Origin of the sequence: Streptomyces sp. NBC_01283, from assembly GCF_041435335.1 — a bacterium.
Lineage (GTDB): Bacteria > Actinomycetota > Actinomycetes > Streptomycetales > Streptomycetaceae > Streptomyces.
Window position 1 is genome coordinate 162,250 of record NZ_CP108430.1, and the last position, 14,994, is coordinate 177,243.

Genomic DNA, 14,994 nt, shown 5'->3' on the forward strand with positions numbered 1-14,994 from the left:
CCGGTTCGGCGCTATGTTTTTGCCGCCGTGTCTCTGTAAAGTGCGCACCCATTAGAAACACACACCACGTGGCTTCAACCAGCCCCCTCGCACGGGCCGTAAGAGGGCGGACGTTCAACTGCTTCTTCATGAGCAGTTGAACGTCCATGGGATTCAACAGAGCGCGAGTCAGGGGGAGTTGTCATCCATCCCGGCACCCGGTTTTCTTTCTGTTGGTCAGATCCAGCGCGAGTCCCGTGCGATGCGCAACGCGTCGATTCGGTTGCGTGCCCCCAGCTTTGTCACCATGGAGGAGAGGTAGTTGCGCACGGTGCCTTGCGAGAGATGCATCCGGGCCGCTATCTCGGGGACCGTGTCCCCCCGGGCGACGTGCTCGAGCACGGAGAACTCGCGCGCGCTGAGCGGGCAGTCGCTGTTGCTCAGCGCCGCCACGGTCAGCTCCGCGTCGAAGACCCTCTCGCCCTGATGCACGCGGTGGATGGCATCGACGAACTGGCGTGGTGACACGCTGCGCTCGACGATGCCGGCGATGCCGCCCGCGAAGGCCTGGCGGACGATCGACCGCGTCACCGCCGTGGCCAGCAGCATGCTCCGACAGCCCAGATTCGCGATCTTCTCGGCGACAGAGACCGCGTCGCTGTCCTCACCCTCGAAGCTGATGACCGCCACATCCGGCCGATAGGTCTCGGCGAACTGCAGCGCGGCAAAGTTGCTTTCCACCGGGCCGACGACGCGGACTTCCTCGTCCCGGTCGAGCAGTGCGGCCAGCGCGAAGCCGGACAGATGCAGGTCATCAGACACCAGAACATCGATTCCCATGCAAGCCCCCTGAGTAGTTCCTCGGACAACTCGTCATTGTGGGCAGCGCGACTGGGTGAACTCTGCATGCCGTCTATAGAGACGCCTGGATTCCTTTCGGCAAGGCACGAAAACGGCCCCTGTTCACGATCGGGGCGGGGAAGAACCCGATCGCCAGGGGCCGCGTTCACCGTATTCATCGAGCAAGTACCGGACGAGTGGCGCTCGCTGGTCGTCACGTCACGACTTCTGCGCTCCCGCGGCGGTGGTTTGGCCGGGCCGTGGCAGGACGAAGACCGCGATGAGGACGGCGCAGACGAGGAGGCCGGCGCCTGCGAACATGCCGAGCGCGTACCCGTCGGTGAGGCTGGCGGGCGTGACCACTTCTCCGGTGCGGGCATTGGCCGCGGTTCCGAGGGCAGCGAGGCCCAGCGAGGCACCGATCTGGCGTGTGCTGTTCAGCACGCCGGAGGCGGCACCCGCCTCGTGGGGCGCGACGCCACCGGTGGCGATGGAGACAGCCGGCGCGAGGCACAGCCCGATGCCGACACTGGCGAGGATCGACGGACCGAGGGCGTCGACCAGGAACGAACCGTCCGCGCGGAACAGGCCGAACCAGGCGAAGCCCAGCGCGGCCAGCGTGCCGCCGGTGATCAGGACGGACCGCGGGGCGAACTTGTAGCCCAGCTTCACCGCGAGGGTGGAGCCGACGACGACGCCCAGCGTGAACGGCAGGAACTCGACTCCGGTCCGGGCCGGGCTGCTGGAGAGCACCCGCTGGAGATAGAGGGAGACGAAGTACAGGGCCGAGGCCATGGCGCCGCCGAACAGGAGCGCGTAGAGGTTGGCGCCCGCCACCGAGCGGTTGGCGAGCAGGCCGAGGCGGATCAGCGGGTCACGCTTGGTGGTCCGCTCGACCTGGACGAACGCGGCCAGGAGGGCGACGGCGATCGTCAGGGTGGTCAGGGTGGTCGCCGAGGTCCACGCGTTCTGATCGGTGCGGACCACACCGAACACGAGCAGGGCCGCCCCCGAGGTGGCCAGCACGGCGCCCAGCACGTCCGGACGGCCGCGGCGCCCGGCCGGGCCGTCCTGGGCGATGCCGCGCCAGGCCAGGGCCAGCGCGAGGGCGGCGATCGGCAGGTTGATGTACATCACCCACTGCCAGCCCGCGTACTGGGTGAGCAGGCCGCCGGCCAGGACGCCGACGGCGCCGCCGGCGGCGTTCACCGCGCTCCAGATGCCGAAGGCCTTCACCCGCTCCTTGCCACCGGGGAAGGTCGAGGCCAGCAGCGCCAGCGCGGCCGGCGCCAGTGCGGCGGCACCGACGCCCTGCGCGGCACGGGCGGCCACCAGCTGGCCGGGGGCCTGCGCGAGGCCGCCGACGAGCGAGGCGAGGCCGAACAGGCCGAGCCCGAACAGCATCACGCGCTTGTGCCCGTACCGGTCGGCGATCTTGCCGCCCAGCAGGAGCAGGCCACCGAAGGTCAGGGCGTAGGCGTGGATCACCCAGGTCAGGCCCACCTCGCTGAAGCCGAGCCCGCTGCCGATGCGAGGGAGCCCGACGTTCACCACCGTCAGGTCCAGCGACACCATGAACTGCACGACGGAGACGGCGGCGAGGGTGGTCCCCGGCCGCGCGCCGCTCGCGACGATTGTCTTCCCACTCGCTACTTGCGTACTTGCCACCGCACCCAGCCCCTCTTTGTCCGGTCGTGCCAGTCGAATTTCCGAATGCGTTCTGAAATTAGCAGCGGTGGCCGCTGGGTGTCGACCGCGCAGGTCATACACGGGGTGTCGCGGCGGGCATGATGGGGCGATGCCCCGATCGAACGAACCACGCCGGCCCGTCGGCCGCCCCCCGCTGACCTCCCGCAAGCAGATCCTGGCCGCGGCGCGTGGGCTCATCGACGAGTACGGCTGGGAGAAGCTCACGATCCGCCGGCTCTCGGCCGAGATCGGTGTCGCGCCGACGACCCTGTACTCGCATGTGCGGGCCAAGGACGACCTGCTGTTCCTGCTGATCCACGAGTACGCGGAGCAGATTCCGCATCCCGAGATGCCGAGCGAACCGCGGGAGCGGATCATCACGGCCGGCGTCGCGATCCACGACGGTCTGGCGGCGTGGCCCTGGGCGGCGGAGGTTCTCACCACCGACGGGTTCATCGCCCGGCTCGGCGACTCGTTCCTGTCGCTGGTCGAGGCGGTCCTGGCCGGAGTCGTCGACGCCGGATGCACCCCCGAGCAGTCCGTCCAGATCTTTCGCAGCATCTGGTACTACACGGTCGGCGAGATCCTGGTGCGCACGCACACCCGCCACCGCGAGATGGACGAGCGGGACCCTGCCGGCCTCAACGCCTACTTCGGCAACACCGACAGCCCGGCCCGGCTCCCGCACCTGGCCGCCATCGCCGACCGGTGGGGGGCGCTGGCCGGACAGGACACCTTCGCGCAGGGGCTTCGGGCCTTCGTCGACGGCCTGCTCGCACAGGCCCTGGAGACATCGGGAACACCGAAAACATCGGATGCGGAGCCGAACTGACCGTTCAACTGTTTTTCAATGGGCAGTTGAACGTCCGAGCACGGCCGTCGCGAGCGTAACGAATCCACTCCTCGAATTCCGCCCGCCCGCACCCCGCATGCATCCTGCACAGAATTTTATGAATTCCTCAGACATCTGTATTGGTAATTCATTTTCGCGTGCCCGCGCCCGACCCCGAGATATATCATCCAAATCCCCATCAGGACCGGGGGCCATTGATGAACCGGTGGAGGGCCAAAATGGGCAGCATGCGGGATGCGATCGACGACCTGCATCGACGCCGTGAAGCCATTGCCGCACGCTCGGTCCGGATGGCCGAGAAGCAGCATTCAAAGGGGAGGCTGACCGCTCAGGAGCGCATAGATCTCCTCATGGATCCCGGTTCCTTCGTCGAGATCGACCGGTTCGCCCGCCCCGAGTCCGAGGCGGACACGGACGGCGAGTACGGCGACGGCGTCATCACCGGATACGGGGACGTCGACGGCCGCACCGTCTGTGTCTTCAGCCAGGACGCGAGCTACAAGGGAGGCTCGCTCGGCAAGGTGCACGGCCGCCGGATCCTGAAGATCATGGAACTGGCGATGAAGTCGGGACGGCCGCTCATCGGCATCAACGACGGGGGCGGTGCCCGCATCCAGGAGGGTGTGGAGTCCCAGGCGATGTACGGGGAGATCTTCCAGCGCAACGTGCAGGCGTCGGGCCAGATCCCGCAGATCTCGCTGATCATGGGGTACTGCGCGGGCGGCGCCTCGTACTCCCCCGCGCTCACCGACTTCGTGGTCATGGTCGACCAGACCTCGCACATGTTCATCACGGGCCCCGACGTGGTGAAGACGGTCACCGGCGAGGACGTCGGCTTCGAGGACCTCGGCGGCGGCAGGACGCACAGCACGAAGTCGGGAAACGTGCACTACCTGGGCGAGGACGAGGAGGACGCCATCTCCTACGTCAGGGTGCTGCTGTCCCACCTGCCCGACAACAACGCCACCGAGGCCCCGGTCTTCGACGCCATGGACAGGACGGGCAAGCCGCTGGTCGACCGCGCGCCGCAGGACCTCGAGAAGAGGCTGAACTCGCTGATCCCGGACTCCCCCACCGAGCCGTACGACATGCACGAGGCGATCGAAGGCGTGGTGGACGACGGTGAGTTCCTGGAGGTCCAGGAGCTGTTCGCGCGCAACATCCTCGTGGGCTTCGCCCGCATCGAGGGGCGTAGCGTCGGCGTCGTCGCCAACCAGCCGCTGCACTTCGCCGGCTGCCTGGACATCGACGCCGCCGAGAAGGCGGCGCGCTTCGTGCGGACCTGCAACGCGTTCAACGTGCCGATCCTGACGTTCGTGGACGTGCCCGGTTTCCTGCCCGGCACCACCCAGGAGTGGAGCGGGATCATCCGGCGCGGCGCAAAGCTGATCTACGCCTATGCGGAGGCGACGGTCCCCATGGTCACCGTGATCACGCGCAAGGCGTACGGCGCCGGGTACGACGTGCTGGGCTCCAAGCACCTCGGCGCCGACGTCAACCTGGCCTGGCCCACCGCGGAGATCGCGATCATGGGGGCGCAGGGCGCGACGAGCATCGTGCACCGCCGCCACCTCGCACAGGTGCAGGCCGAGGGCGGCGACATCGAGGCGGTCCGCGCGGAGCTGGAGCGGGAGTACCAGGACCGCTACTGCACGCCGTACGTGGCGGCCGACCTCGGCTTCATCGACGCGGTCATCACCCCTTCGTCCACGCGCACGCACATCGCCGGGGCTCTGCGCGCGCTGCGCAACGAATCGGCTCTCGCCCCGCGGACGCTGCGGGGCAACATCCCCCTGTGATCCGCCCGGCGAGATCAATTGCTCACCCATCGATAACGCGGTCGGCCGCCATATCACGACTGTGCAATATCGAGCACAAGGCGTGAGGATTTAATATGCGGACCATCGGGGCGGCGCTGGTAGCGTGAATTTCATTCCGGCGGAGGAATTCTATCCGCGGGCATCGAACTCGGAGGAAGTGAAGAATGACCGCTCCTGTCTACATCGCGTCGGCAGCCGCCTGGATTCCGCCCGCCGAATCGGCAAGGGAAGCAGTGGCCGCAGGCAAGTACGCTGCCGAGGATTTCGAAGAGAACAAGATGGTCTGTCTGCCCGTCGTCGCGGACGAGACCTCGGTCCCCGACATGGCGGCATTCGCGGCGCGGCGCGCGCTCGACCGTGCCGCGCACGTGGCCGGCGGCCGGCTCGACGTGCTCGTACACGCGTCGGTGTATCACCAGGGCCGTGACTACTGCTGGACCTCCGCCCCCTACATCCAGCGGGAGCTGGGCGTCACCAACGCCTTCGCGGTGAACGTGCAGCAGTTGTCGAACGGCGGCATGGTCGCGATGGACCTGGCCATGTCGCAGCTCCAGGCCGGCCGCGGCACGAGCGCCATGATCACCACGTCGGACCGGTTCTGCCTGCCCGGCATGGACCGGTGGCGGGGCGCGTACGGCATCGTCGTCGGTGACGGGGCCACGGCCATGGTTCTGTCCACCGCCGGCGGTTTCGCCCGCATCCACGCCGTCGAGTCGTACACCGACGCCTCGCTGGAGCCGCTGCACCGCGGGAACCATCCCTTCACCACTGCCCCGCAGCCCAAGGTCGACGATCTGCGCGCGCCCAAGAAGTCCTACCTGGCCAAGGTCGGCAAGGAGTCGGTGATGCAGCGCGCCGAGGTGGCGCTGCAGGACATCGTCCGCTCGGTGCTCGACAAGACCGGGCACAAGCTGGACGACTTCGCCAAGATCCTGATGCCCAACATGGGGCACGGCCTGATGGACGCCCAGTTCCTCCAGCCGCTGGGCATCACGGCCGACCGCTCGCTGATGGACTGGGGCCGCTACACCGGGCACCTGGGCGCGGGCGACCTGCTCGCGGGCGTGGCACGGCTCGTGGAGAAGAAGCACGTCCATGAGGGCGATCTGGTGCTCCTGGTCAGTGCCGGCGGCGGCTACTCGCTGACTGTGGCGGTGCTGGAGATCGATTCGGTACCCGAGTGGCCCGAGGCCACCACGGACTTCGCCCTGCCCGCCGACGTCACGGAATGAGTTCGCCCATGCCTGTGCCTTCAGCACCTGTCGCGATACTCGGCACCGGGTCGTACGTCCCGGACCGTGTGGTGTCCAACACCGAGGTCGGTACGCCCGCCGGGGTCGACGACGCCTGGATCGTACGGAAGACCGCCATCCACGAGCGCCGCTGGGCCGAACCGGGGCAGGCCACCTCCGACCTGGCCACCGGCGCCGCGCGCAGAGCCCTAGAGGCCGCGGGAATCACGGCTGACCAGCTGTCCACCATCGTCGTCGCCACCTCGACCCCGGACCACAAGCAGCCGGCCACCGCGGTGTTCGTGCACCAGAACCTGGGCGGGGCCACGCCCGGCGTCTCGGCTTTCGACGTCAACGCGGTCTGCGCCGGCTTCTCCTTCGCCCTGGACGTGGCCCACGGGATCATCGCCAAGTCCGGCGGCTACGGTCTGGTCATCGGCGCCGACCTGTACTCGCAGATCCTCGACCCGGCGGACAAGAAGACCGTGATCCTCTTCGGCGACGGCGCCGGCGCCGCGGTCATCGGGCCGGGCGATGGTGACCGTGCGATCCGTACAACGGCGTTCCACATGTACAGCGACATGTCCGACCTCGTCGTCGTACCGGCGGGCGGCAGCCGGCAGCCCTACGATCCGGCAGCGCACGACGCGGGTCTGCAGTACTTCTCGATGGAGGGACGCACCGTCCGGGACTTCATCATCAATACGGTGCCCGGCCTCGTGAAGCAGTTCCTGCACGACTGTGAGGTGCTGCCTGCCGACATCGCCCATGTCGTCCCGCACCAGGCCAACGGAGTCATGCTCGACGACCTGTGGTCGAAGCTCGACCTGCCGGGCGCCACGCTGCACCGCACGGTCGGCGAGTTCGGCAACGTCGGTTCCGCGTCGGTCCCGCTCACCCTCGACCAGGCGGCCCGCTCCGGGGCGCTGCGCCGGGGCGATCGCGTCCTGATGCTCGGCATGGGCGGCGGGTTCGCCGTCTCCCTCACGCTGATCGACTGGTGACCGCGGAGTCGCTGGAGAGGAGACGGTCATGGAATACCGACGGCTCGGAGCCTCCGGACTGCACGTCCCGGTACTGAGTCTGGGCGCGGCCACCTTCGGCGGCCGCGGCAGCCTGTTCAGCGCCTGGGGCGACACCGACGAGCAGCAGGCGCGGGGCATGGTCGACATCTGTCTGGACGCCGGTGTGACGATGTTCGACACCGCGGACGTGTACTCGGAGGGCAAGTCGGAGGAGTTGCTCGGTGCGGCGATCGCCGGGCGCCGGGACCGGGTGCTGCTGTCGACCAAGACGGGCACGCCCACCGGCTCCGGTCCCCATGAGATGGGTACGGGGCGGTCTCGGCTGATCAAGGCGGTCGAGGGTTCGCTGCGCAGGCTGCGCGTCGACCACATCGACCTGTTCCAGTTGCACGTCTTCGACTCCGGCACCCCGGTCGAGGAGACACTCGCGGCGCTGGACGACCTGGTCCGCTCGGGCAAGATCCGCTACGTGGGGGCGTCGAACTTCGCCGGCTGGCAGCTGATGAAATCGCTGGCCGCCGCCGACCGGCACGGATTCTCCAAGTACGTCGCGCACCAGGTCTTCTACTCGCTCGCCGGCCGTGACTACGAGTGGGAGCTCATGCCGCTCGCCCACGACCAGGGCATCGGCGCGGTGGTCTGGAGCCCGCTGGGCTGGGGCCGCCTGACCGGGAAGATCCGCCGGGGCCAGCCGCTGCCGGAGGCAAGCCGGCTGCATCGGACCGCCGCGGCCGCTCCGCCCATCGACGACGAACGGCTCTACGACCTGGTCGACGTGCTCGATGACATCGCCGCCGAGACGGACCGGACCGTTCCTCAAGTGGCTCTGAACTGGCTGCTGACCCGGCCGACAGTGGCGACGGTCATCATCGGTGCGCGCAACGAACAGCAGCTGCGGGACAACCTGGGCGCGATCGGCTGGCAGTTGGACGCCGAGCAGTTGTCCCGGCTCGACAAGGTCAGCTCGGTCACCGCGCCGTACCCGTACCACATGTACAGCCGGCTACGCGGATTCAAACCGTTGAATCCTCCGCTGGTGTGACTCAAGGAGAGCCCTCTTGGCCATGGACCGTTTCGTCCGCGCCTTGATCCAATGGCAGGCCGGCAGCCGACCCGAACCGGCGAGCGCGCTCCCCTTGGCACAGCTGCGCGAGCGCTATGCCGCGCAGGCGGCGCATGTGCGCCGCGCGACCGCGCGGCATGCGGGCATCGAGACGAAGGACCAGCTGATCGACGCCGGCGACGGTGAGTTCGGCGTCCGGACGTATCTGCCGCCCACCGACCGGGGGCGTCTGGTGACGTACCTGCACGGGGGCGGCTGGACGGTCGGTGACGTCGACACGCACGACCCGGTGTGCCGTGCCATCGCCTCCGTCCTCGGCGCGGTCGTCGTCTCCGTCGACTACCGGCGCGCGCCCGAGCATCCCCACCCCGGTCCACTGCGGGACGGCATCGCCGCGTCCGAGTGGGCGGAGCGCGCCTTCCCCGGCCGCCACCATGTGATCGCCGGGGACAGCGCGGGCGGGGCCCTGGCCATGGGGATCGCCATGCACCACCGTGACCACGGCGGCATCGGTTTCGCCGCTCAGCTGCTGGTGTACCCGCCGGCCGATCCTCAGCTGCGGTCGGAGTCCGCCCGCAAGTACGGCTCGGGGTACCTCTCGCAGGTCGAGGACCTGCACTGGTACTACGACCAGTACGTGCCGGACCCGGCGCACCGCACCGATCCGGAGATCGATCTGCTCAGTGCCGATCACCGCGGGCTGCCGCCCGCGGTGATCGGCACGGCCGAGTTCGACCCGCTGCACGACGAGGGTGTCGAGCTTGCGGTGCGGCTGGCTGCCGACGGCGTCGAGGTGCACCATGTGCCCGCTCCGGGCCTGGTGCACGGATATCTCCTCATGGCCGACATCGTCCCGGCAGCCGCGGTGGCGACGAGGAATGTGCTGGCGGCGGTGGAACACATGCTGGCCTCGATGCCCATGGCGCAGTAGCCCCGACGACCTCACCCCGCTCGAAGTCCCTGCACGCATGAGGAGATCTGACCCGTGACCAGCACAGGACCGTATTCGACCGTGGACGTGCACACCTTGGCGGACGCCCTGCGATTGCGCGGCGAGAAGCAGCCCGACCGGACCGCTTATGTCTTCCTGCTCAACGGCGAGGACCCCCAGGAGACCTTGACCTACGGCCGCCTGCACGGCGATGCCCGCATGCGAGCGGCTGCGTTCGCGGCCGAGGGCCTCTCGGGAGCCAGCGCCGTGCTGCTCTACCCCTCCGGCCTGGAGTTCGTCCGGACACTGCTGGGGTGCATGTACGCGCGCATGGCCAGCGCTCCGGTGCAGGTGCCCCGGCGGCGCGAGGAGGTCGAGCGGCTGCGCCGGATCGCCGACGACGCCGGGACCTCGACCGTCCTGACCACCGCGGAGGTCGCGCGCGAGATGCGTGAACGCTTCGGTGACATGGCGGAGTTGAGCGGTCTGAGGCTCATCGCCACCGACGCGCTGCACTATGACCCGGACGCCGTCGGGCCGACCCTTCCGGGCCCCGAGGACATCGCGCTGCTGCAGTACACGTCCGGCTCCACCGGCGACCCCAAGGGCGTCATGGTCACTCACGCCAACTTCCTTGCCAATGTGGTGGAGAGCGACGAGCTGTGGCCGTGCGAGCCGGGCGGCACCGTCGTCAACTGGCTGCCGCTCTTCCATGACATGGGCATGCTGTTCGGCGTCGTCATGCCGCTGTGGGCGGGCATACCCTCGTACCTGATGGCCCCGGAGTCATTCATCCGCCGCCCGGCCCGCTGGCTGGAGGCCCTGGCCCGGTTCGGCGGCACGCACGCCGCCGCGCCCAGCTTCGCCTACGAGTTGTGCGTACGGGCGGCCGCGGAGGGCAAGACCGCTGCCGTGGGCGATCTCTCCCGCTGGCGCGTGGCCGCCAACGGCGCCGAGCCGGTGCGCTGGACCACCCTGCGCGCGTTCACCGACGCGTTCGCGCCGCACGGCTTCGACCCGCGTGCCATGTGCCCCGGTTACGGCCTGGCGGAGAACACCCTCAAGGCCACCGGCTCCCGCCAGGACCAGGAGCCCACCGTCCTGTGGCTGTCCGCCGAGGCGCTGCGCAACGGCACCGCGCAGCCCGTCGGTGACGGCGCCGCCGACGCCGTCCCCTTGGTCGGCAGCGGCAGCGTGGTCGGCCGCACCCGGGTGGGCATCGTCGACCCCGCCACGCACCGCCTCCTGGCCGACGGGCAGGTCGGCGAGATCTGGATCAACGGCCCCTGTGTGGCGCGGGGTTACCACGGGCGCGCCGAGGCGACCGAGGAGACGTTCCAGGCCCGGGTCACCAACCCGGAGCTGTCCGGCATACCCCAGCTGCGCACCGGGGACCTCGGGTTTCTGCACGAGGGGGAACTGTTTGTGACCGGGCGCCTGAAAGACGTCATCATCCGCAAGGGACGCAACCACTATCCGCAGGACATCGAGCTCTCCGCCGAGCTGGCGATCCCGGGCGCCCATCCCAACTGCGCGGCCGCCTTCTCCAGCGAGGACGGTGAGCGTGAGCGGCTCGTCGTGCTCGTCGAGGCCGATGGCCGGCTGCTGAACTCCCTGGGCGCCGAGGAGATATGCCGGCGGGTGCACGAGGCCGTACGGGGGCGCAATCGGATCACCCCGGACGAGGTGCTCGTCGTGCGGCGCGGGACCGTGCCGAAGACCTCCAGCGGGAAAGTACAGCGCCGGGCGTGCAAGCGGCGCTACGAGAACGGCGACCTGCCCGTCGTGAGCGTGCCCGCAGCGGCGGCCGCCGGGGCGGGAACGTGATGGGCGCCCTGCGTCCGGCCGAGCGCCCGCCCGGGGCGCGCATCCTGGGTGTCGGCGTGTACCGGCCGACCCGCGTGGTGGGCAACGACGAGATCTGCGCCCGCATCGACTCCAGCGACGAGTGGATCCGCCGCCGTTGCGGGATCACTTCCCGGCGGTTCGCGGGACCGGACGAGACAGTCGTCACGATGGCCGCGGAGGCGGCCCGCAAGGCGGTGGCCCAGGCGGGCATCCAGCCCGCCGAGGTCGGCATGGTGCTGGTGGCGACCATGTCCTTCCTGGAGCAGGCGCCGGCCGCCGCGCCCCGAGTGGCCGGGCTGTTGGGCGCCCGCGGCGCAGGCAGCCTGGATGTCAGTGCCGCCTGCTCGGGCTTCTCCTACGCTCTGGGGCTGGCCGATGCGCTGGTGCGCTCCGGCGATGCGCGCCACGTCGTGGTGGTCGGCTCCGAGAAGATGAGCGACATCGTCGATCCGAGGGACCGCGGCACCGCGTTCCTCTTCGGGGACGGCGCGGGCGCGGTCGTGGTGGGCCCGTCCGGCTCCCCCGGCTTCGGCCCGGTGGTCTGGGGGGGCGGACGGCGAGCGGCACCACATGATCGCCCACGACCGCAGCTGGCTGGATGTCCGCAGCGCGCGGGCCCCGTGGCCGTATCTGCGGATGGCCGGTCCCGAGGTGTTCCGCTGGGCGACCCGGACCGTGCCGGAAATCTCCCGGCAGGCCCTCGATGAAGCGGGTGTGGAGGTCGCCGACCTCGACGCGTTCGTCCCCCACCAGGCCAATGGCCGCATCATCGACGCCGCCGCCACGTCGTTGGGCCTCGCCCCGCACACGGTCGTCGCCAAGGATGTCGTCACCGCCGGGAACACCTCGGCCGCGTCGATCCCGCTGGCCCTCGACCAGCTGATGTCCCAGGGGGCCGTCCCCAGCGGCGGCCTGGCCCTGCTCGTCGGATTCGGCGCGGGCCTGACCCACGCCGCCCAGGTCGTGGTCCTGCCCTGACGGCCTCAGCTGACGGGCACGCCACGGCGGCGGAAGGCACGGCCGGTGGTGGTGCTCGCGGCGATGCGGTTGTGGCCGAAGCGGTCCTCGCCGCTGACCAGGACCGTCCCATACCGTTCGAGGCTCGCCCGTCCGCCGTACTCCTCGACCTCCGAGGCGCCGGGGTAGACCCGTACGGACGTGGGGACATAGCGCGCCGAGAAGCCCATGCGCATCCGCCTGGTCCGGCCGCTGTGCGGGTGGGAGGCGTGCAGGAGACGCGACGAGAAGATGACGAACTGCCCGGCCCGCATGTCCACGGACACGGCCCTGGACTCGTCCGGCTGCCAGGCCGGGTCGATCTGGAGTTCGCGGTAGTCGTAGCCGAAGAAGCCGCGCCGGACCCCGTGCTTGAGCACGGAGATGTTCCGGTCGGGGTCGTAGCGCATCGGCTTGGTCTCGTCGTAGTACATGGTGCGGTGCGTGCCGGGGATGAACTGCAGGCCGCCCATGTCGGCGGTGGCGTCGCTGAACGCGCACCACACGGTGAGCGAGCCGCCCGGCTCGGATCCCTGCGGCCACTGGACCTGGGGCCGGCCGCAGGCGTTGGCGAAGGTGGCGGCCTGGTGCCAGTCCGTGCCCTCGTTCCCCGGGTACTTGGGGAAGAAGTCCGAGCGCCAGCACAGCACGTCCGGGCCGAGCACGGAGGCGACCCGGTCCACGATGTGCGGCTGGGTGATGTGGTCGGCGAGGAAGGCGTTGTCGAGGTGCCGGTCGTAGTTGGACAGGTTCGCCGTCCCCGGGCCATCGGATTCCTCCCGGTACACCGCGCCGCTGCGGTCGGTGAGGTCCTGGCGGGTTTGGGCCCACTCCCGCTCGATCTCCTCGGGTGCGTAGAGGGTGAAGGGGCCCGCGTATCCGTTGCGGTGGAACTGCGCCACCTCGTCGGCGGTGAGCCGGAAGTCGTGCTGTTGAGCGGACATGTTCCTCCTCGGTGTGGGCTCAAGACACGCTCCGGGGCCGGGCGCTCAGGCCCGTCCCCGTCTCGAGGTCATTGCGGCAGTCGTTGGCCGGCGGTGCTGTCCGCGGGCGGGGCCAGGGGGAAGGCGCCCGGCTGGCGCAGCTCGCCGATGAGCTCGTCGACGCGTTGCCTGGTGAGGTGGCGCATCGCGTACAGGTGGACGTAGGCGCGTGCGGCGCCCTGGACGTGCACGGTTTCGCTGGAAAGGGAGTAGCGGCGGACGATGTCCGCGTGCGGCTGGCGAAACCGCACCGTCAGCGACTGCGGGCTGCGGGCCACCCATAGGTCGTGGCCCAACTGCTGTTGCAGCAGCAGTAGTTGCTCATGCGTGTAGGCGGCGAGGCCGTCGCACTCGGCCGCCAGCCGGGCCTGGTCGTCGTAGGAGTGACGGGCCAGATAGTCCCACATCAGCAGCGAGGAGAAGCCGTTGCGGGAGCCCGCGAAGGTGGTGTCGGCCGCGCCGATGTACTCCGATGACCTCGGCGGGGCCATCTGCAGTCCGGTGCGGGTCATGAACACTCCGCACGCCCACGGTGTCCCCATCCATTTGTGGCCGCTCATGGTCAGTGAGTGCACGTCGGGGATCCTGAAGTCGAAAGCCGGCGGTGCCTGCTCCACCATGCCGGCGTCCCGGGCCATCTCCAGGTAGGGCGCGTAGCCGGCCCCCAGTGCCCCGTCGACGTGCAGCCAGAACCCCGACCGCTGGTCACCGTCGCTGTCCGTGCCGCGGTCGCGGTCGCGGGGGACGCTGCGGTTGTCCAGCCCGTATTCGGCGCAGATGGCGCGCACCGTGTCGGCCACCGTCTCGACGTCGTCGTACGCGCCCTTGAAGGTGGACCCGTAGTTGAGGCTGACCAGGATCGGGTAGCCACGGCTGGCGAAGAACCGCACCAGGAGGGCGAGCTGCTCGATGTCGATGGCGCCGTGCTCGGTGGAGGGCACCTCCCGCGGCCAGGGGGTTCCTGGTGCGAGGGGGTTCTCGTCGGGGTAGCGCGTGGAGCCCAGGGCGTGGAAGGTGTCGATGTCCAGCGCGCGTACGGCTTTGGTCAGCGAGTAGTGGGTGTCTTCGGAGAAGAACGCCACCGGATGGTAGGCATGCGGGCCTTCGCCGCGCCGTGCCTGCTCGAAGGCCGCCCGGTCGGGCCGGCCGGGGTGCGTGCGCAGGGGCTTGCCCGACAGGTAGTCCCGTGCGTTCCACAGGCCGTACAGGTTCCCTTCGCTGGAGCCCATGGTCAGGACGTAGCCCCAGTACGACTCGGGGTCCTGTGGATCGTGCGGCCACTTCGCGTGCCACAGTGAGGCGAAGTAGTCGAGTACGGCCCGCTCCAGGACCTTGGAGTTGAGCGTGTACGAGCTGGACTGGTAGGGGTCTCCGACGTTGTTCAGGTGCCGGTTGAGGTAGTGCCCCAGGCGTGCTTCGTAGTCGAGGGCGCTGGTGACCTGGTAGCCGGCGAAGTTGCGCGTCTGGGTGTCTATGTGGCGGCGGAACAGCTCCTCGGCTTCGGTGTACTGCTCCGGGTCCAGTCCGGTGGGCGGCAACTGCACCTTGTGGTGCGGCACTTCGGGAACGCCGATGTAGGCCGTACGGGGGTCGGAGGACGGGGGCGTGCCGTAGGGGCGGCCGCCGACGACCCGCAGGCCGCTGAAGGTCTTTTGCCACGGCGTGTCTTCGGGACCGAAGGGGATGTCTGCATGCGTCTCGGTTTCACGAGGCATTGGAGCTGGTCCTTTCACTG

Annotated in this window: 11 protein-coding genes and 1 pseudogene; 8 read left to right on the forward strand and 4 right to left on the reverse strand. The window is 69.4% G+C overall.

The genetic code is table 11. From position 1 onward, the window contains the following. Window positions 1-216: 216 nt before the first annotated feature. Together OG302_RS00490 and OG302_RS00495 are read right to left on the reverse strand one after the other, a co-directional pair. On the reverse strand, window positions 217-819 hold the full coding sequence (locus OG302_RS00490; RefSeq protein WP_371524699.1) for a response regulator transcription factor: 603 nt from the start codon (window positions 817-819) through the stop codon (window positions 217-219). Between the two features lie 219 nt (window positions 820-1,038). Continuing rightward, the gene (locus tag OG302_RS00495) at window positions 1,039-2,487 is read right to left on the reverse strand and encodes an MFS transporter (protein WP_371524701.1); all 1,449 of its coding nucleotides are present in this window, start codon (window positions 2,485-2,487) and stop codon (window positions 1,039-1,041) included. 130 nt (window positions 2,488-2,617) lie between these two features. Between OG302_RS00495 and OG302_RS00500 the strand changes: the two genes are divergently transcribed. The 8 genes and pseudogenes from OG302_RS00500 to OG302_RS00535 all read left to right on the forward strand — a co-directional run bounded on the left by OG302_RS00500 (window position 2,618) and on the right by OG302_RS00535 (window position 12,258). Further along, window positions 2,618-3,340, forward strand: a complete 723-nt coding sequence (locus tag OG302_RS00500) for a TetR/AcrR family transcriptional regulator (RefSeq protein ID WP_371524703.1) — start codon at window positions 2,618-2,620, stop codon at window positions 3,338-3,340. A 218-nt stretch (window positions 3,341-3,558) separates the two neighbouring features. Continuing rightward, a complete protein-coding gene (locus OG302_RS00505) occupies window positions 3,559-5,160 on the forward strand; it encodes an acyl-CoA carboxylase subunit beta (protein ID WP_371524705.1) in 1,602 nt (533 codons plus the stop codon). Between the two features lie 185 nt (window positions 5,161-5,345). Continuing rightward, the gene (locus tag OG302_RS00510) at window positions 5,346-6,413 is read left to right on the forward strand and encodes a ketoacyl-ACP synthase III family protein (protein WP_371524707.1); all 1,068 of its coding nucleotides are present in this window, start codon (window positions 5,346-5,348) and stop codon (window positions 6,411-6,413) included. Window positions 6,414-6,421: 8 nt separating this feature from the next. After that, complete coding sequence (locus OG302_RS00515; protein WP_371524709.1) at window positions 6,422-7,417, forward strand: 3-oxoacyl-ACP synthase III family protein; 996 nt, start codon at window positions 6,422-6,424, stop codon at window positions 7,415-7,417. Window positions 7,418-7,445: 28 nt separating this feature from the next. After that, window positions 7,446-8,480, forward strand: coding sequence for an aldo/keto reductase (locus tag OG302_RS00520; RefSeq protein ID WP_371524711.1), 1,035 nt, complete (start codon window positions 7,446-7,448; stop codon window positions 8,478-8,480). 22 nt (window positions 8,481-8,502) lie between these two features. Beyond that, window positions 8,503-9,432 (forward strand): alpha/beta hydrolase, encoded by a 930-nt coding sequence (locus OG302_RS00525; protein ID WP_371524713.1) that lies wholly within the window; start codon window positions 8,503-8,505, stop codon window positions 9,430-9,432. 54 nt (window positions 9,433-9,486) lie between these two features. Next, a complete protein-coding gene (locus tag OG302_RS00530; RefSeq protein WP_371524715.1) occupies window positions 9,487-11,259 on the forward strand; it encodes a fatty acyl-AMP ligase in 1,773 nt (590 codons plus the stop codon). Next, a pseudogene (locus OG302_RS00535) lies at window positions 11,259-12,258 on the forward strand (beta-ketoacyl-ACP synthase III). The gene OG302_RS00530 and the pseudogene OG302_RS00535 overlap by 1 nt, the downstream one beginning before the upstream one ends. Window positions 12,259-12,263: 5 nt before the next feature. Here OG302_RS00535 and OG302_RS00540 read toward each other — a convergent pair. Further along, window positions 12,264-13,220 (reverse strand): chlorinating enzyme, encoded by a 957-nt coding sequence (locus tag OG302_RS00540; RefSeq protein WP_371524717.1) that lies wholly within the window; start codon window positions 13,218-13,220, stop codon window positions 12,264-12,266. A 68-nt stretch (window positions 13,221-13,288) separates the two neighbouring features. After that, the gene (locus tag OG302_RS00545) at window positions 13,289-14,974 is read right to left on the reverse strand and encodes a pyridoxal-dependent decarboxylase (RefSeq protein ID WP_371524719.1); all 1,686 of its coding nucleotides are present in this window, start codon (window positions 14,972-14,974) and stop codon (window positions 13,289-13,291) included. Between the last annotated feature and the right edge of the window lie 20 nt (window positions 14,975-14,994).